Genomic DNA, 19,653 nt, shown 5'->3' on the forward strand with positions numbered 1-19,653 from the left:
CGACCCGGATCTCACAGCAAGCCCCAGGGAGCACGAGAACATGAGCGTCGTTCCGCTGTCGTCGTCGCAGCTCGGAATGTACTTCGATGCGCAGCTGCGGGACGTGTCCGACTACCACGTCGCGCTGCGCCTGCGGATCGAGCAGGTCTCGCCGGAGCGGTTCGGCGCCGCCGTCCGGCGCGTCGTCGCCGCGCAGCCGGCGCTGCGCAGCGCCGTGCGGAACCTGCGCGGCGGCGTCTCGTACGCCGTGCTCCCGGCTGACGACGTCGCGACGCCGTTCGCCTCCCACGACCTGCGGGGCCGGGCGGACGCCGAGGAGGCCTTCGATGCGATCGCCGCCGAGACCACCGCGGCCCCCTTCGACCTGGAGACCGCGCCGCTGTTCCGCGTGGTGCACGCCCGCCTCGACGGCGAGGACCAGGCCCTGTTCGTCTGCCACCACCTGATCGCGGACGGCCTGTCGGTGAGCCACCTGGTCGACCAGGTCATGAGCCACGCGCTCGGCGACGGGACGGGCGCCGACGGCGGCGAACCCGGCGAGGACGCCGGCTTCACCGCCTACCAGGTCAAGCAGACCAAGGCCCCCGGCAAGCGCAAGGCCGCCCGCAACGCCGAGTTCTGGGAGCGCAGCCTCGCCCGCCAGGAGGCGCCGGACCTGGCGCACTGGTTCGACCCGGCAGCCGCCGCGACAGGCGACGCCGAGGTCGTCGGCCGCGAGCTGCGCGTCCCGGTCGACGCGGACCTGGCCGCCGCGCTGCAGGCCTGCGCCCGGGACGCCGAGGTCTCCGAGTACACGGTCTACCTGGCGGTCTTCGGCCTGCTGCTCGCGCGGTACGCGCACGCCGACGACGTCACCGTGGCCATGCCCTTCACCGACCGCCCGGGCGAGGAGATGGAGCGCAGCGTCGGCTGCTTCATCCGGACCCTCCCCGTGCGCCTCGACACCGCGGCCCCGACCGTCCGGGACCTGCTTGCCCAGGCCGGCACGGAGGTGCTGGCCACCTGGAAGCACTTCGACCACCCGGTCACGCGCCTGCTGGCCGACCACCCGGCCCTCGCCCGCGTCTTCGACGTGACCTTCATCCACGACGACTTCTCCTGGCCCACGGGCGTGCACGGCGCCGTGCCGCCGTCGCGGATCCACTTCCCCGGCACGCTCACCGTCATCCTGGAGCAGGTCGACGGCGCCACCGAGCTGCTGTTCCAGTACAAGGAGCCGGTTCTCACCGAGACCAGGACCCGGGCCTTCGCCGACCGCTACGTCACGCTCCTGAAGCAGCTCCCCGGAGCCCTGGACGAGCCCGTCGCGACGCTGCGCGAGTCGACGCCGGACGACGACGCCGCCCTGCTGGCCCGGCTCTCGGACACGCACCACCACGACTGGACCCCGGCCCACCTCGGCGACCTCTTCCTCGCCAAGACGGCGGCGGCCCCCGCGGCCCCCGCCTGGTCGGACGCCACCCGCGCCTACACGAACGCCTGGGCCCACGACGCCGCCACCGTCGTCCAGCGCCGCCTCCTGGAGGTGACCGGCGGCGCCCGGCGCCGGGTCGCGATCCTCCTGCCGCGCAGCGCGGACCTCCTGGCCGCCGTCTTCGGCACGGGCCTCGCGGGCTGCGCCTACGTCCCGCTCTCCGCGGGCACCCCGCCCGAGCGCCTCGCCCAGATCTTCGCGGACGCCGAGATCACCGCGGTCCTGACGACCTCCGACGCCGGGGCCGGGTTCCCCGGCGGTGTGGCCCGCCTCGACCTCGACACGTGGGACGAGCTGACCGCGCTCCACGCGGACGACCGCACGGAGATCCGCGAGCAGCCGGCCGACGTCGACGTCACGCCGGACGACGTCCTCTACGTCGAGTACACCTCGGGCTCCACTGGCGTCCCCAAGGGCGTGGTCATCACCCACGCGAACCTCCAGAACACGGCCCTCGACCTGGAGCGCCGCTTCCCGCTGGGGGCCGACGACGTCTACCTGCTCAAGACGGCGTTCACGTTCGACATCTTCGGCACGGAGGCCTACGGCTGGCTCGTCGGTGCGGGCCGCCTGCACATCCTCCCGCCCGGCCACGAGGGCGACGTCCTGGCCGTCCTGGACACCATCCGAACCCGGTCGGTCACGCACGTCAACTTCACGCCGACCATGCTGCGCGTCCTCCTGGGCGCCGCGGCCGCCCGCGACGGCGGCGCGGACCTCGCCGGCCTGAGGTACGTCTTCAGCGGCGGCGAGGCCCTCACCCCCGACATCGTGCACCGCTACGTCGCCCTGGACCTCGACGCCACCCTGGAGAACGTCTACGGCCCCACCGAGGCCACGATGTGGGCCACCCACACCACGGTCACGGCGGCGGACGCCACGACGAACGTCCCGGTCGGCACGGCGCTGAACGACTACCGCCTGTACGCCCTGACCCCCGCGGGCACCCTCTGCGGCACCGACCTCCCGGGCGAGCTGTGCATCGCGGGCGCGGGCGTGGCCGTCGGCTACCTCAACCGCCCGGAGCTCAACGCCACCCAGTTCGTGGACAACCCCCTCTACGACCCGGAGACCGACCCGCCCCACATGCGCCGCCTGTACCGCACGGGCGACCTCGGGTATCTCCGCGAGGACGGCCGCTTCGCCTTCATGCGCCGCATCGACCGCCAGGTCAAGGTCGGCGGCGTCCGCATGGAACTGGGCGACGTCGAGCAGGCGATCCTCCGCGTCGACGGCGTCGTCGAGGCGGCCGCGATCGTCGACGACACGATCACCCCGCCCCGCCTGGCCGCCTTCTTCACCACCCGGGCCGACGGCGACGCCACGGGCCCGGCCCCTGACGTCGTGCGAGCGGAGCTGGCCCGCACCCTCGAACCCCAGATGGTCCCGTCCGTCCTGGTCCCGATGGCCGAACTCCCGACCAGCACGGCAGGCAAGCTCGACCGCCGGGCCCTCACGTCCCACCTGTCCACCCTGCGCGACCAGCCCACGGCGGTCTCACCCCCGCCCGCCCCGCCGGAGACCGCGGCACCGGCGGACACGGCCGTGAACACCGACAACGCCACGGTGACCGACCGCGTCACCACCCTCTGGCGCACGGTCCTGGAAACCCCGGACATCGACCCGGCCGCCTCCTTCTTCCAGCAGGGCGGCAACTCCCTGTCCCTCATGACCCTCCAGCTGGAACTCAAGGAAGAGTTCGGCCAGGAGGTCCGGGTGGTCGACCTCCTCAAGCACACCACGGTCGAGTCCCAGGCGGAACTGTTCGACGTCGTCGGCGCCCGCGCCGAACGACAGGACGCCGTGCCGTTCGACGTCGGCCGGACAGGCTCGGCCGACATCGCCATCATCGGCATCGGCGCCCAGGTCCCCGGCGCCCAGAACGTCCACGACTTCTGGCACCTGCTCCGCACCGGCGCGGAGGGCATCAAGTTCTACGAGGACGACGAGCTCCGCGCCCTCGGTATCCCCGAGTCGGACATCCAGGCCCCCAGCTATGTCAAGGCGGCCGGCCGCCTCGAAGGCGTGGGCGGCTTCGACCACACCCTGTTCACCATCCCGCCGGCCGAGGCCGACGCCACGTCCCCCCAGCTCCGCCTGCTCTACGAGACCTTCTGGCAGGCCTGCGAGGACGCCGGCTACGACCCGACCGCCCTTCCCGGCAAGGTGGGGGTCTTCGTCGGCGGCAACGACGACTTCGCCTGGTACCAGGAGAAGCTCATCGAGGCCGAGCGCTACGGCGACGCCTACGAGAACTTCACCCTGGCGACGAACCACTTCCTCGGCACCCGCCTGTCGTACCACTTCGACCTCACCGGCCCGTCCATGTCGGCCCTGACCGGCTGCTCGACGTCCCTCCTGACCGTCCACCTGGCCGTCCAGTCGCTCCGCCTCGGCGAGTGCGACATGGCCGTGGCGGGCGGCGTCACCATCGAGCTGCCCAACGACGAGGGCTACCACTGGGCCGACGGCATGATGTTCTCCCCGGACGGCCACTGCCGCCCCTTCGACGCCGCGGCCGCGGGCACGATGTTCTCCCAGGGCGCGGCCCTGCTCCTGCTCAAGCCGGTCGACGCCGCCGTCCGCGACGGCGACCCGGTCTACGGCGTCATCAAGGGTTCCGCGGTGGGGAACGACGGGCGCCGCAAGCTGTCCTACACGGCCCCCAGCGAGGACGGCCAGTACGAGACGGCGCGGGCCGCCTACGAGTCCTCGGGCATCGACCCGGCCACGGTCACGTACGTCGAGGCCCACGGCACGGGCACCCTGCTCGGCGACCCGATCGAGGTCGCCTCGCTGACCCGCACGTTCACGGGCGCCGCCCCGGGCAGCGTGCTGCTCGGCTCGGTCAAGGGCAACGTCGGCCACACCGACTCCGCCGCCGGCTCGGTGGGCCTGAGCAAGGTCGCCCTGGCGCTCCGGCACCGGTACGTCCCGGGCACCCGCAACTACGCGGAGCCCAACCCCAACATCGACTTCGCCCCCACCCCGTTCCGGGTCACGAGCGACGGCCGGCACTGGCGTGCCGACGGGCCGCTGCGCGCGGGCATCAACTCCTTCGGCGTCGGAGGGACCAACGTGCACATGATCGTGGAAGAGGCGCCCCGGCCCGGGGCGGACCGGCCCGGCGTGACCGAGGACAACGCCTACGAGGTGCTGCAGTTCTCGGCGGCGACCCCCGAGGCGCTGGACCGCACCGCGGAGGCCGTGGTGCGGCACGTCGCGGGCAACGAGTCGGTGTCCCTGAGCGACACGGCCCGCACCCTGCGCGAGGGCCGTGCCCGGCTCGCCCACCGCAAGACGATCGTGGTGTCGGCGGCCGAGCCGCGCGACGCCGACCGCTGGGCCAAGCGCGCGTCCCGCGCGTCGGTGACCCGTGCGACCGCAACGGGCGCCCGCACCGCGCTGCTGTTCTCCGGCCAGGGCAACCAGTACCACGCCATGGGCCGCGAGCTGTACCAGGCCGGCACCCCGTCCGGCCGGGTGTTCCGCAGCTGGATGGACGAGATCATCGGCCACCTGGCCGACGACGAGGCCGCCCAGTTCCGCGACGTCCTGTACGGCGACACCCCGGACGCCCGGATCAACCGGACCGAGTGGTCCCAGCTCGCCCTGTTCGCGAGCCAGTACGCGATGGCGAAGGTGCTCGACGCGTTCGGCGTCGCCCCCGACATCATGATCGGCCACAGCATCGGCGAGCTCACCGCCGCCACGCTCGCCGGCGTCTGGGACCTGCCCGACGCCGTCCGCCTCGTCCGCACGCGCGGCACGCTCATGCAGGCGGCCGAGCCCGGCGTCATGATGGCCGTCCTCGCGCCCGCCGCGCAGGTCCGCGCCCTGATCGAGGGGCACGACGGCGTCTGGCTGTCGCTGGACAACTCCGCCCGGCGCTCCGTGCTCGGCATGCGCGAGGAGCAGGCCGGCGACGTCGTCCGCCTCCTCGAGGACGCCGGCGTCCGGGGCATCCCGCTGGCCACGTCGCACGCCTTCCACACGCCGATGATGACCGGCGCCGCCCGGGCGTTCGAGGCCGTGGTCGCCGACGTCGAGACCCGCGACCCGGCCCTGCCGATCATCTCGAACCGCACCGGCCACGTCGCCGCGCCGGGCGAGATGACCGACCCGGCGTACTGGGGCGACCACATCGCCGGCGAGGTGCGGTTCACCGAGAGCCTCGCGACACTGCTCGCCGACGGCCCGCTGTTCGGCGTCGAGCTCGGCCCGGGCCCGAGCCTGGCCACCTTCGCCGCGCACGACCCCGGCAAGCGCGACGACCAGGTGTTCGTCAACGTGCTCAAGCACGCCGCCGAGACCGACGCCGACGAGGCCTGGCTGCTCGGCGCCCTCGGCACGCTGTGGAGCGCGGGACTGGCCGTGGACTGGAGCCACCACACCACCGGCCGCCGCATCTCCCTGCCGTCCTACGTCTTCGACCGTGTGCCCCATTCGGTGCACACCACCGCGCGGCTCGCGCAGGGCCGCGGGGCGACGGCCCGCCCCGCCCCCGCCCTCACGAGCGCGGCACCGGCGGCGTCCGCCCCGGTGCGGCCCGCGGGCGGCGCGATCGACGTCCACGCCACGATCCAGGACGCGTTCCTGGCGGTCCTCGGCTACGACGAGGTCGCCGCCGACGCCGACTTCTTCGCCCTCGGCGGCGACTCCCTCAAGGCGACCGGCCTCGCCGCCCAGCTCGCCGCCGGCCTCGGCGTGACCGTGACCGTCGCCGACGTGTTCACCGCGCCGTCGCCCGCGGCGCTCGCGGACCGGTTCGGCCCGCTGGTCCTCGCGAACGCGGGGGCCGACGGCGCGCCGTCGCCGGACACGCACCGCATGCGGCCCGCGCCCGAGCAGGACAGCTACCCGCTCAGCCCCGCGCAGACGCGCATGTACATCGCGACGCGGCTCGACCCGGCCACGCTCGTCTACAACATGGCCTCGGCCACGTGGCTCGACGGCACCCTCGACGAGGACCGGCTCCGGGTCGCCGTCCAGCGCCTGGTCGCGCGGCACGAGCCGCTGCGCACGACGTTCGCGATGAGCGGCGGCGAGGTCCGCCAGACGATCGCGGTGCCGGACCAGGCCGGGCCGGTCCCGGTGGAGTTCTCCCGCGCGGACCGCGTCGGGCAGGACGTGCTCGACGGCCTGATGGAGCGCTTCGTGCGCCCGTTCGACCTGGCCACGGGCCCGCTGTTCCGGATGGAGATCGTCGACGGCGGCCCCAGCGGCAGCCTCCTGCTGTTCGACATCCACCACATCGTGTCCGACGGCGTGGCCGTCGAGATCATCGCCCGTGACCTCGGCGAACTGTACGCCGGGGACCTGCCGCCGCTCGGGGTCCACCACAAGGACTTCGTCGTGCACGACGACGCCGCGCGGGCGGACGCCCTGGCCGGCGCCGAGGCGCACCTCCTGGAGGCGCTGCGCGACGCGCCGTCGGACGCGCTGCTGGTCACGGACCGGCCGCGCGGCGGCGCGCGGAACGGTGCCGCCGGGCGGGTGAAGCTGCACGTGGACCCGGCCCGGATGCGGAGCATCCGGACGCTCGCCGAGGCCCACGGCGCGACCCCGTTCATGGTGGTGCTGTCCGCGTGGGGCGCGACGCTCGGGCGGACCGGGGGCCGCGAGGACCTGGTGATCGGCGCGCCGGTGACCGGCCGGACCCTCGCGGAGACGCAGGAGATGGTCGGCATGTTCGTGAACATGATGCCGATCCGGCTGCGGCCCGCGGCGGAGATGCCGTTCGGCGAGTACCTCGACGCGGCGCGCGCCTCGGTGCTCGACGCGCTGAAGCACCAGGAGGTGCCGTTCGACCGGCTGGTCGACGGCCTCGCCCTGGAGCGGATCCCGGGCCGGCACCCGCTGTGCGACGTGTCGTTCGACTACCACAACATCGAGCTGCACGAGATCTCGATCGACGGCATCCCGGCCCGGGAGCTGGAGGTGAGCCCGGCGGGCGTCGGCATGGACCTCGTCATCACCTGCACGGAAACCCCTGACGGCCTGGCCCTCGAACTCGACTACGCCACGGACCTCTTCGACCGGTCCACGATCGAGCGCCTGGCCACGAGCTTCGAGCAGCTCCTCGACGCGGTGTGCCGCGAGGCCGGCCTCCCGATCGGCCGGATCCCGCTGCCCGCCGCCGCCCCGCAGGCCGGCACCGACGCGATCCGGGCCCGGATCGAGCCCCGCCCGTTCACCCCGGTGCACGAGCTGATCGCGCGGCGGGCAGCCGGGCAGCCGGACGCGACCGCCGTCGTCGACGCCAACGGCGACCGGTACACCTTCGCCCAGCTCGACGGCATGGCGAACGCCCAGGCGGCCCGCCTGATCGAGGCCGGGCTGAAGCCCGGCGAGCACGTCGCCCTGTTCACCCGCCGCGACGTGAACCTCCTGATCGCGCAGCTCGCGATCCTCAAGGCGGGCGGCGCCTACCTCCCGGTCGACCCGGAGCAGCCGCAGGCCCGCCAGGAGCGGATCCTTGCGGACGCCGCCCCGCGGTTCGCCTTCGCCGAGCCGGGCCTGTCCTCGGTGGCGGCGTCGTCGTCCCTGACGACGGTCCTCGACATCACCGCCTGCACGGCCCGGACCGCCCCCGCCCCGGCCCTGCCCGCCGTCGGCCCCGACGCGCCGGTCTACGCCGTCTACACCTCCGGCTCCACCGGCCGCCCCAAGGGCATCTCGGTGCGGCACCGTGGCGTGACCAACCTGTGGCGCGACCACGACGAGCGCGGGATCTTCGCGCCCGGCGACGTCATCGTCAGCCTGGCCGACCCGACCTTCGACATCTTCACGTTCGAGAGCCTGCTGCCGCTGGCCTCAGGCGCCGCCGTGCACATGTGCCCGGCCGGCGACCAGAAGGACGCCGCCGCCATCGCCCGGCGGATCGAGGAGCACGGGGTCACCCACATCCAGGTGGCCGTCTCCAAGATGGCGGCGCTGTGCGGCAACCGCCGGTTCCGCGCCCAGCTGCCCGCGCTGCGCGTGGTGGTCTGCGGCGGCGAGCACTTCGCCGAGAACCTGCTGGCCCTGCTCCAGGAGGAGAGCGGCGCGCGGATCTTCAACATGTACGGGCCCACCGAGACCACGGTGACGGCGACCGTCAAGGAGTTCGCGCCCGGCGACGACGTGACCATCGGCGGCGCCGTGTCCGGCGCGGCGGTGCTCGTCGTCGGGGACGACGGCGAGCTCCTGCCCGACGGCGCACCCGGCGAGCTCTGCATCGCCGGCGAGGGCCTCGCGATCGGCTACATCAACGACCCGGAGAAGACCGCCGCCGCGTTCACCACGCTGCGCGCGCTGCCCGGCGTCCGGATCTACCGCACCGGCGACGCCGGCTACCGGCGGCCCGACGGCGACATCGTGCTGTCCGGCCGCCTCGACCACCAGGTCAAGGTCAACGGCAACCGCATCGAGCTCGGCGAGATCGAGAAGACCGCGATGCGCGCGGACGGCGTGACCTACGCCGTCGTCACGGTGTCCGACGGCGACCTGGTGCTGCACTACACGTCCGACGGCGCGGCCGACAGGCAGGCCGCGATCCTCGCCGAGATCGACGCGGCCCTGCCGGCGTACATGCGGCCGGCGCGCCTGCGCCGCGTCGCGGAGATGCCGAAGCTGCCCAACACGAAGGTCGACCGCGCGGCGCTGGCCGCCACCACCGGGAGTGACGCTGCCATGAACCACGCCGAACCTGTGCCGCCGGACGCGCTCGGGGTCATCCTCGGGGTCTGGGAGGAGGTGCTCGGGCGCGGCGTGCGGGAGTCGGACAACTTCTTCGACGCCGGCGGGAACTCCTACAAGCTCATGCTGGTCAACAACCGCCTCGGCGAGGAACTGGGCCAGGACATCCCGCTCGTGCGCCTCTTCGAGCACCCGACCCCCCGCGGCCTCGCGGACTCGCTGGGCGGAGCGGCACCGGCCGCCGGGCCGCGGGGTGCGGAGCCCGCGGGCGAGACCGGCACGATCAGCCTGACCGACATCGCGGACGTCGCCGCCTGGCAGGAGCCGGCCGCGCCCGCCCGGGACACCTCCTCCCGCAAGATCGCGGTCATCGGCCTGGCCGGCGTCCTGCCCGGCGCCGACACGGTCGCGGGGCACTGGGACAACCTCTTCGCCGGCGTCACCAGCATCTCCCGCTTCAGCCGCGACGAGCTGCTGGCCGCGGGCTTCGACGCGGCCACCATCGACGACCCGCGCTACGTCCCGGCCCGCGGCCACGTCGCCGCCGGCACGTTCGACGCGGAGTTCTTCGGCTACTCGGCCCGCGAGGCCGAGACCATGGACCCCCAGATCCGGCTGCTGCACGAGACCGCCTGGCACGCGCTGGAGGACGGCGGCTACGTGCCCGGCGACTTCGACGGCGACATCGCGCTCTTCGCGGGCAGCGGCACGAACTTCCCCTGGATGGCCGGGTTCCTCGCCCGCAAGGACGACCCCATGGCCGCGTTCGAGGCCATGATCACGAACGAGAAGGACTTCCTCACCACGAAGGTCGCCTACAAGCTCGGCCTCACCGGCCCCGCCGTCAGCGTGCAGACGGCCTGCTCCACCTCGCTCGTCGCGATCCACCAGGCCGTCCGCAGCCTCCGCGACGGCGAGGCCGACATGGCGCTGGCCGGCGGCGTCGCCCTCAACTTCCCGCGCAAGGAGGGCTACGAGTGGCACGAGGGCATGATCTTCTCGGCCGACGGCGTCTGCCGGCCCTTCTCCCGTGACGCGGACGGCACCGTGGCCGGCCAGGGCTGCGGCGTCGTCCTGCTCAAGCCGCTCGAGGCGGCGCTCGCCGACGGCGACCACGTCTACGCCGTCATCGCCGGCAGCGCCGTGAACAACGACGGCCACGACAAGGTCGGCTACACCGCCCCCAGCGTGCGCGGCCAGGAGGCCGTGATCCGCGCGGCGCTCGCCGACGCCGCCGCCGACCCGGCCGACGTCGCCTACGTCGAGACCCACGGCACCGGCACCGTCAACGGCGACCCCATCGAGTACGCCGCCCTCGCGTCGGTGTACGGCACGGGGCGGCCGGTCGCGCTCGGCGCGGCCAAGGCGAACGTCGGCCACCTCGACGCGGCGGCCGGCGTCGCCGGGTTCTTCGGCGCGGTCGGCGTGCTGGCGCGCGGCGCCGTCCCGCCCATGGCCAACTTCACGGCCCTGAACGGCCACATCGACGACGACGCCGCGATCTACGTCCCCACCCGGGTCACGACCCCGGTGGGCGGCATCCCGCTGGCGGCGGTCTCGTCCTTCGGCATCGGCGGCACCAACGCGCACGTCATCCTGGAGCCCGCGCCCCGGCCTGCGGACGGGCCCGCCGCCGACGACGGCGAGTGGATCCTGCCCGTCAGCGCGCGGACGGACGGGGCGCGCCGGCGGATGCAGGCGGAGCTGGAGCAGGCGGTCGCGGGCGGGGTATCCCGCCGGGACGCGTCGGCCACGCTGGCGGCCGGGCGCGCCGAGTTCGACTCCCGGGCCGCCGCGGTCAGCACCCCCGGGCAGCCCCTGGAGTGGATCGAGCCGGGCTCACCGGTGCAGGCCGTCGACGCCTCCGACGGCGTGCGGCTGAGCCTGGCCGCGCCGTCCGCCGTGCCCCTGCCCGCGGAGGCCGCGTTCGGCCGGGCGCTGGACCGCACGCTGCGGGTCTTCGAGGACGGCCTGCAGGCGCAGGTGCGCGAGGCGCTGTACGGGACGTCCCCCGCGGACGTGGCGATCGAGCGCCTCGCCCAGTTCGTCGTGCGGGCCGCCCTCGCCCGGTGCGCCGGGCCGGAGTCCCTGCACGCCGCCGCCGGGCAGGACCGGCTGCTGCGCATCGCCCTGGCCGTGGAGAGCGCCGAGCTCGGCGTGAGCGACGCGGTGCGCCACCTGCGCGCGGGGACGGCCCCGGAGGCCACGCCAGGCACCGGCGGGCCGGAGGTCACGCTCGTCGCGGCCGGCGCCCCGGTCACCGCGCAGGTCCTCGCGCGGCTGCTCGCCTCCCGCTGGGTGCGCGGCGGCGTCGTCGACCGCGAGAAGTTCACCGCCCCGGGACGCCGCGTCCCGCTGCCCGGCTACGCCTTCGAGCCGACGGCGTTCGTCTCGGACATCCGCTGGGACGAGCTCGGCACGGGCGCGGCGCGGCCGGCCCCGGAGGCCGCGGACACCGTCCCGGCCGAGGACGTCGTCGTCCAGGACGACCCCGAGACGGCGCTGCGCGCCGCCTGGATCGACGTGCTCGGCTCCGAGCCCTCCGACGACGCCGACTTCCTCCGCTCCGGCGGCGACTCCCTGACGGCGGTGCACTTCACCGCCCTGATCGAGAAGCACGCGGGCATCGCCATCACGGTCGGCGAGATGTTCACGGACGCGAGCTACGCCGGGATCCGCAAGGTGCTGGACGCGAAGGCCCCGCAGACCCCTCAGCAGCAACACCCTCAGCAGGAGGAGAACGTGCAGCAGGATGACCTCGCCGAGCCCCAGGAGGCCCCGCGGGAGTACGAGTCGCCCGCAGGCGCCGCGCAGCGGCAGATCTACGCCGCGTGCGCGCTGCGGGACGACGACACCGCGTACAACCTCGGCCTCGCCTACCAGGTGACGGGCCCCCTCGACGTCGCCGCCCTCCGCGACGCGTTCGGGCGGGTCGTGGCCCGCCACGAGCAGCTGCGCACGTCGTTCCACCTGGCCGGCGACGGCACTCTGGTGCAGCGCGTGGTCCCCGAGGTGCCCGACGTCGTGACCGCCACCACCGCGACCGCCGCCGACGTCGAGGCCCGCCTCGCGGCCGGCCCGCGCCCCTTCGATCTCGCCACGGCGCCCCTGGTGCGGATCGAGGTCCTGACGGTGGACCCGGAGCTGCACTACCTGCTGCTCGACATGCACCACATCGTCGGCGACCAGGCCTCCCTGGAGATCGTCACCGACGACCTCGTGCGCGCCCTGCGCGGCGAGGCGCTGGCCGGGCCGCCCCTGCGCTACACCGACTACGTCGCCGCGCTGGACCGCCTCAAGGCGGACGGCCGGACGGACGCCGACGTCGAGTTCTTCGCGAACCAGCTGGGCGACGACCTCCCGCGGCTCGAGATCCCGGCCGACCGCACCCCGCCCGAGAACGCCACCCTGGACGGCCGGCGCCACAGCTTCGTCTCCGCGGCGAGCCGGCAGGCGGTCGCCGACCTGGCACGGGAGTGCGGCGCGACGCCGTACATGGTGGTCCTCGCCGCGATCACCCGGGTGCTCGGCCTGTACAGCGGCCAGAAGGAGTTCCTGCTCGGTACGGCCGTCACCGGCCGGCACGTCCCCGGCAGCGAGCACACCGTGGGCATGTTCGTCGGTGCCCTCCCGCTGCGCCTGTCCGACGACGCCGGGCGCACGGTCCGCGACTACGTCGGCTCGGCCCGCCAGAGCACGGTCGCGGTGCTCGGCCACCAGAACGCGCCGTTCGAGGCGGTCCTGGCCCGGCTCGGCATCCAGGCCGGCGCCGACGCCAACCCGCTGTTCGACGTCATGTTCAGCTACGTCAGCACCGGCACCGAGGAGCTGGAGCTCGACGGGCTGACGATCGAGCCGCTGCCGCACGGGCGCATCAAGAGCCGCTACGCGCTCTCGTTCAGCATCGCCGAGCGGGTCGCGTCCGACGACTTCGCGATCGACCTCGAGTACCGCACCGAGATGTTCGACGACAGCACGATGGCGCGCCTCGGCGGCCAGCTCGACCAGTTCCTGCTCGCCATGACGCAGGACGCCGGGCGCCGGGTCGCGGACCTCTCCCTGGAGTCCCCGGAGGAGCACGCACGCCGCCGCACGGAGCTGACGGCCGAGGGCCCCGCGATCACGGAGTCCCTGCTGGCCCGGATCACGGCCTCGTTCGCGGAGCACGCGGAGCTGCCCGCCCTGCGCTGGGCCGGCCAGGAGTGGAGCTACGCGGAGCTCGACCAGGTGACCGACGCCCTGGCGGGCGGCCTCCAGGCCGCCGGGGTCGCCGCCGGTGACTTCGTGCTGTGCCTCCTGGACCGCGGGCCGTGGCAGGTGTTCTCCCGGATCGCCCTGATGAAGTGCGGCGCGATCGAGGTCCCGCTCGACGCCGGCCTGCCGGACGAGCGGGTCGCCGGGATCCTCGGCGACAGCGGCGCCGGCGTCGTCCTCGCCAGCGCACCGGAGGCCCGGACGTGGGCGGACGGCGTCGTCGCGCACCGTCCGGAGGATCTGACCGGCGCGTACGCGGCGCCGTCGGGCATCACCGAGGACAGCCCGCTGATCATGATCTACACCTCGGGCACGACGGGACGGCCCAAGGGCACGCTCGTCAGCCACGGCGGCGTGCTCAGCACCTGCGCGGACAACGGGTACATGGACTACCGGCCCGGGATGCGGGTGCTGCACCTGACGGGCTACACGTTCGACCCGTCGCTGCTCGACATCCACAGCGCGTTCCTCGCGGGCGCCACCCTGATCATGGGCGGCCGCGAGCAGAACATGGACATGAACCTGCTCGCGGACTTCCTCACCGAGGAGAAGGCGGATGCCGGCATCCTCATCACCGCGGTGTTCCACCTGCTCATGGCGGAGCGCCCGGAGGCGGTCGCGAACATGTCGGCGCTGTACGTCGGCGGCGAGGCGATGCAGCCCTGGGCCGCGCGCAAGGCGTTCGAGGTGCTGGGCGCGGGCAAGCTCTACAACCTGTACGGGCCCACCGAGGCGTCGGTCTGCACCACGTACTTCCGCGTGGACGAGTTCCCGGACTTCGACCGGATGCCGATCGGCGTCCCCTGCCGGAACCGCGACCTCTACATCGTGCACCCCGACGGCACGGACGTGCCGCGCGGCGTGACCGGCGAGCTGTGTGTGGGCGGCCCGAGCGTCGCGCTCGGCTACCACCAGCGGCCGGAGCTCACCGCCGAGAAGTTCGTCGAGCACCTGGCCGGGGACCGCGGCCGCGTCTACCGCACGGGGGACCGCGTGGTGCTGGACGACGCCGGCCGCATCGTCTACCTCGACCGCATCGACCGCCAGATCAAGCACGCCGGCTACCGGATCGAGCTGGCCGAGATCGAGGTGGCCACGCAGGAGCACCCCGACATCGCCGAGGCCGTCGTGCTGCACCAGAAGGAGGGCACCGACAGCCGCCTGACCGGCTTCTACACCGGGGTCGCCGGCGGCGGCGCCGCGCCGTCAGAGGCCGAGGCCCGGGAGTACCTCCTGGCCAAGCTCCCGCACTACATGGTGCCGAACCGCCTGGTCGCGGTGCCCGAGTTCCCCCTCACCGCCCACGGCAAGATCGACCGCCGCGCGCTCGCCGCCCGGGCGGCCGAGCTCCAGACCCAGCAGCCACAGCCTCAGGAGGCAGCAGTGACCACCCCCACCGCCCCGACCATCACGGCCGCCGACGTGCTGACCATGTTCCGCGAGGCGCTCGGCCTGCCCGGCCTCGGCGCGGGCGACGACTTCTTCGCCTCCGGCGGGCAGTCCCTCCAGGCGATCACCCTCGTGCGGCGGCTGCGGCAGGAGGGCGTGAAGGTCGAGGTCACGGACCTCTACCGGCACCCGTCGGCGGACGCGCTCATCGCGGCGGTCCTGCCCGAGGCCGCCGCCGCCGCGGCCGCGCCGGCCCCGGCCGCCCCCACCCGCGACACGTCGCGCAAGACCCTGAGCGACGCGCAGCTCAAGCGGACCGTCTCGTGGTCGGTGAACGACGCCGTCCGCCTCACCCGGTCCTTCGCGGACGAGCCCGCGCAGGACGGCTACACGATCGGCGCCTTCGGCCGCCTGCACCAGGACAGCGACGTCGAGGCCGGCGGCTTCCTCCACGTGATCACGGGCCACGCCCCGGAGGACCTGGCGGACGCGATCGTGAGGGCCACGACTCGCCACGACGCCCTCCGCTCACGGCTCGTCGGCGAGCGCTTCCAGATCATGGACCACGAGCCGTTCGAGCAGCTCGCCGACCTGATCCCGGTGCTGGACGCCCGCCGGATCGACCGCGGGCAGATCGGCGACGTCATGGAGGAGCTCGCCTACGGCCTGCAGAAGGAGGCCTTCGGCGAGGGCCTGATGTGGCGGGTGGTCATCATGCGCGTGTCCGACGACGAGCTGCAGGCGGTCTGGGCCCTGCACCACGCCGTGTTCGACGGCTTCAGCGCCGGGATCCTGAAGGACGAGATCACCCGCGTCCTGCGGGGCGAGGAACTCCCCGAGCCGCAGCAGTTCGGCGCGTTCCTCGAGTCGCTCGCGGACCCGACCCGGATCGGCGCCGGCGACGACGCCAGGAACTCGGCGGAGTCGGACGGCTTCGACTACACCGCCTGGTCCGCCGCGAACCGCGCGCAGGCCATCCCGACCGCGATCGACAGCCCGCGCGGCCGCATCCAGATCGAGCACTACCCCCTCACCGGGGACGCGAACCCGCTGGACCTGGGCCTGCGCAAGGTCCATGAGAAGCTGGCGGAGCTCAGCGGCTCTCCCGAGGTCGCGATCGGCTGGGTGCACAGCGTGCGCCGGTTCGTCGGCCACGACTGGGCCAACTGCTTCGGCGAGTTCCTCGACATCATCCCGGTGGTCCTCACCGGCGAGAACGACCAGGCCAAGCTGTCCGAGCGGCTCACCCGGGTCGGCGACATCGGCCTGCACTTCGTGCACGCCCTCGCGGACCAGCGCGACCTCGGCACCCTCAACGACGTGCGCGCGGCCTACTGGAACGACGAGCGCAAGCTCGACTTCATCCTGGTGAACTTCCAGGGCCACATCCCGCCGCACGAGATCCTCGAGGCCGCCGACGACGCGCCCACCGTCGCCCGCACCCACGTCAGCGTCTGGTACGACGACGACGCGCTGCACCTCGAGTGGATCGACGACCCGGCGCTGCACGCGGGCACGGACGCCGCGGCCACCAAGGACGAGGTCCTCGTATGACCTCCGGCCCGGCGCCCGTCGTCATCACCGGCCTGGCCCTGCGCCTGCCCGGCGCGGCGAGCCAGGAGGAGTTCTGGGACCTGCTGATCAACGGCGTCGACCGCACCGCCCCGGTCAGCGAGCACCGGCGTGCCCTCGCGGGCGCGCCGGGCTGGGACGACATCATCGGCGAGGTCGACGGCATCGAGATGTTCGACGCCGGCTTCTTCAAGATCGAGGCGGACGAGGCGCGGTTCATGGACCCGCAGCACCGCGTCGGCATGGAGGTCGCGTACGACGCGGCGTGCGACGCCGGGCTCGCCGAGTCCGGGGCCGCGGCCCGCCGCTACGCCGTGCACATGGCCATGACCTGCAACCCGTACTACGGGCTGCTGTGCCGGTACATGGACAAGCACGGCGCGGCCGGGCTGCACCCGCGCACCATCATGGGCTCGTACCACCAGGCCCTGGCCGCGCGGATCTCGCACCAGTACGACCTCACCGGGCCGGTCACCGCGATCGACACCGCCTGCTCGTCGTTCCTCGTGGCCCTCACCCGGGGGATCGACGACATCCGGAACAACGGGTGCGAGGGCGCCGTCGTCGGCGGGGTCAACCTGATGAGCGCCGCCTACACGTCGTTCCTGGCCAACGCGGGCGGCATCACGACGTCGCACCCGCGCACCCGCGTGTTCGACGAGGACGCCGACGGCACGCTGCTCGGGGAGGGCGCGGTCGTCGTCGTCCTGGAGCGGGAGGACGTCGCGCTCGCGAAGAACCGGCGGATCTACGGCCGCATCGCGGCGCACGCGGTCAACAACGACGGCTCGTCGCTCAACATCATGGCGCCGAACCCGCGCGGCCAGGCGGACGTCGTCCGCGACGCCTACGCGGGCGCCGTCGACCCCGCGTCCATCGGCTACATCGAGACGCACGGCACCGGCACGAAGATCGGCGACCCGATCGAGGTGAACGCGCTCGCCAAGATCTACCGGAAGGAGGATCTCGGCGACCACCGCGTCGGCCTGGGCTCGGTGAAGAGCAACATCGGCCACCTGCTCAGCGCCGCGGGCGGCGCCGGGCTCGCGAAGCTGCTGCTCAGCCTGAAGCACGGGCGGATGGCGCCGAACCTGCACCTCGGCACGGTGAACCCGCTGCTGCAGCTGGAGCGGACGCCGTTCGACGTCGTCACCGAGCCGCGGGACTGGGCGCGGCCGGCCGGCGGCCGGCGCGCGGGCGCCATCACCTCACTCGCGCTCGGCGGCACGAACGTGCACGTCGTCGTCGAGGAGCTCCGGGACGACGACGCCGGGCGCCGCCGCGGCGAGCTCACCGCGCCGCTGATCTGCCTGTCGGCGAAGTCCGAGGAGGCGCTGCGGGCGCTGCTCAAGGAGGTCGAGGGCCTGCTGGCCGACGGCGTCGACACCTACGACCTCGCGATGACGCTGGCCCGCTTCCGCCCCGCCCACGACTGGCGGGCGACCGCGCGGTTCGACCCCGCGACCGGGGCGCTCGCCGAGGCCGTGGTCAACCACGTGGCCAAGCCCGACCGGCGCCCGAAGGGCGAGCCGCCGGCGTCGTACGAGGCGGCCGCCGACGGGTTCGTGAACGGCCGCGCGATCGACTGGGCGCGCTTCTTCCCGGACGCCACCGGCACGCTCGTCGCCCTCGCCCCCTACCCGTTCACCCGCGCGCCGTACTGGCTCGAGTTCTGAGAGGAAAAACATCATGGAAAAAGAAGAAATCAGGGCCGTTCTCGTCAAGGAGATCGCCACGGAACTGTCCATCGCACCGGGCGAGATCGAGGAGGACGCGAGCTTCATGAAGCTCGGCGTGTCCTCGGTGCAGGCGCTGAAGATCGTGAACCGGCTCCGCAAGGAGCTCGACATGGACATCAACCCGGTCGCGCTCTTCGAGTTCAAGACGGTCGACGACATCAGCGAGTACCTCGCGGAGGAGTCCGCCTGATGACGGCTACCACCGAACCCCTGGCGACGACCGCGAACCTGGCCTACCACGAGCGGGTCAGGAAGATCCTGCCGGGCGGCGTGAACTACAACTTCAACATGCCCTGGGCCGAGGTGCCGATCCACTTCAGCGGCGGCCGGGGCAGCCGGCTGTTCGACGTCGACGGCAACGAGTACCTCGACCTGTACGCGCGGTTCGGCGCGATGATCCTCGGGCACTCCAACGAGGAGTACCTCGACGCGCTGTCGGACGCGATGCGGGACGTGCTGTGCGTCAGCCACACGGACTTCGACGCGGACGCGCTCGAGCTGATGAACCAGCACATCCCGTGCGCGGAGATGGTCCGGTTCGGCACGTCGGGCTCGGAGATCCTGCAGATCGCGATCCGCCTGGCGCGCGGTTACACGGGCCGCAACAAGTTCGTGCGGTTCGAGAACCACTTCCACGGCAGCTACGACAACATCATGGGCGGGCGCGTGCCCGACCGCGCCAACCCCGTGCCCGTCGACTACCGCGGCGACTACAAGGGCACCGCGGGCCGGGCCGCCGGCATCATGGCCGAGCAGTCGTACATGCTGCCGTGGAGCGACGCCGCGGCGCTGGAGACCCTGCTGGCCGAGCGCGGCGACGAGATCGCCTGCGTGCTGCTGGAGCCGGTGTGCGTGAACGGCGGCTCCGTCGAGCCCGCGCCCGGGTACCTGGAGAAGGTCCGCGAGCTGTGCACGCGGTACGGCGTCGTCCTGATCTTCGACGAGATGATCACGGGCGTCCGGATGGGCCTCGGCGGCGCCCAGAAGACGTTCGGCGTCACCCCGGACCTGGCCACCTTCGGCAAGGCCCTGGCCGGCGGCGGCATGCCGATCGCCGCGCTCGCGGGCAAGGCCGAGATCATGCAGCTGCTGGAGAGCAAGCGGGTCGTCCACGCGGGCACGTTCAACGGGTACTCGCTGGGTTCGGCCGGTGTCCGGGCGACCTTCCGGATCCTCGGCCGCGACGACGAGGCGGCGCTGGTGGCCATGCGGCGTCGCGTCGAGGCAGTGCACGACGTGCTGCTCGCCGAGGCCGCGCGCATCGGCCTGCCGCTGATCGTGCAGGGCCCTGCCGGGCTCGCCTCGTTCCACTGCCGCGAGACGCCGCTCGACACCCCCGACCAGTACGACTTCGACCTGATGGGCAAGGACATCCTGCTGACCGCCGCGCTCCAGCGGCACGGCGTGCTCATCTCGACGATGTCGCGCATCTACGCCAACGCCCAGCTGACCGACGACGACGTCGAGTTCTTCGCCGAGCGGGCGCCGAGGGCCCTCGCCGAGGCCAAGCAGCAGATCGACGACATCTACTCGTGACCTCCTCGT

The 19,653-nt window shown here is 73.3% G+C and carries 4 protein-coding genes; all 4 read left to right on the forward strand.

Annotated features, from left to right (window positions below; genetic code table 11):
- Positions 1 to 40 precede the first annotated feature (40 nt).
- The 4 genes from ABD208_RS00610 to ABD208_RS00625 are packed head-to-tail and all read left to right on the forward strand — an operon-like array spanning position 41 to position 19,644.
- Entirely contained in the window at positions 41 to 16,351 is a 16,311-nt protein-coding gene (locus ABD208_RS00610) for a non-ribosomal peptide synthetase/type I polyketide synthase (RefSeq protein ID WP_344098726.1), read from the forward strand.
- Complete coding sequence (locus tag ABD208_RS00615) at positions 16,348 to 18,045, forward strand: polyketide synthase (RefSeq protein WP_344098727.1); 1,698 nt, start codon at positions 16,348 to 16,350, stop codon at positions 18,043 to 18,045. Before ABD208_RS00610 ends, ABD208_RS00615 begins: the two co-directional genes overlap by 4 nt.
- A 13-nt stretch (positions 18,046 to 18,058) precedes the next feature.
- Complete coding sequence (locus tag ABD208_RS00620) at positions 18,059 to 18,298, forward strand: acyl carrier protein (RefSeq protein ID WP_344098728.1); 240 nt, start codon at positions 18,059 to 18,061, stop codon at positions 18,296 to 18,298.
- A complete protein-coding gene (locus tag ABD208_RS00625; protein ID WP_344098729.1) occupies positions 18,298 to 19,644 on the forward strand; it encodes an aspartate aminotransferase family protein in 1,347 nt (448 codons plus the stop codon). Before ABD208_RS00620 ends, ABD208_RS00625 begins: the two co-directional genes overlap by 1 nt.
- Positions 19,645 to 19,653: the final 9 nt, after the last annotated feature.

The organism is Myceligenerans crystallogenes (assembly GCF_039529775.1).
GTDB classification, from domain to species: Bacteria; Actinomycetota; Actinomycetes; order Actinomycetales; family Cellulomonadaceae; genus Myceligenerans; species Myceligenerans crystallogenes.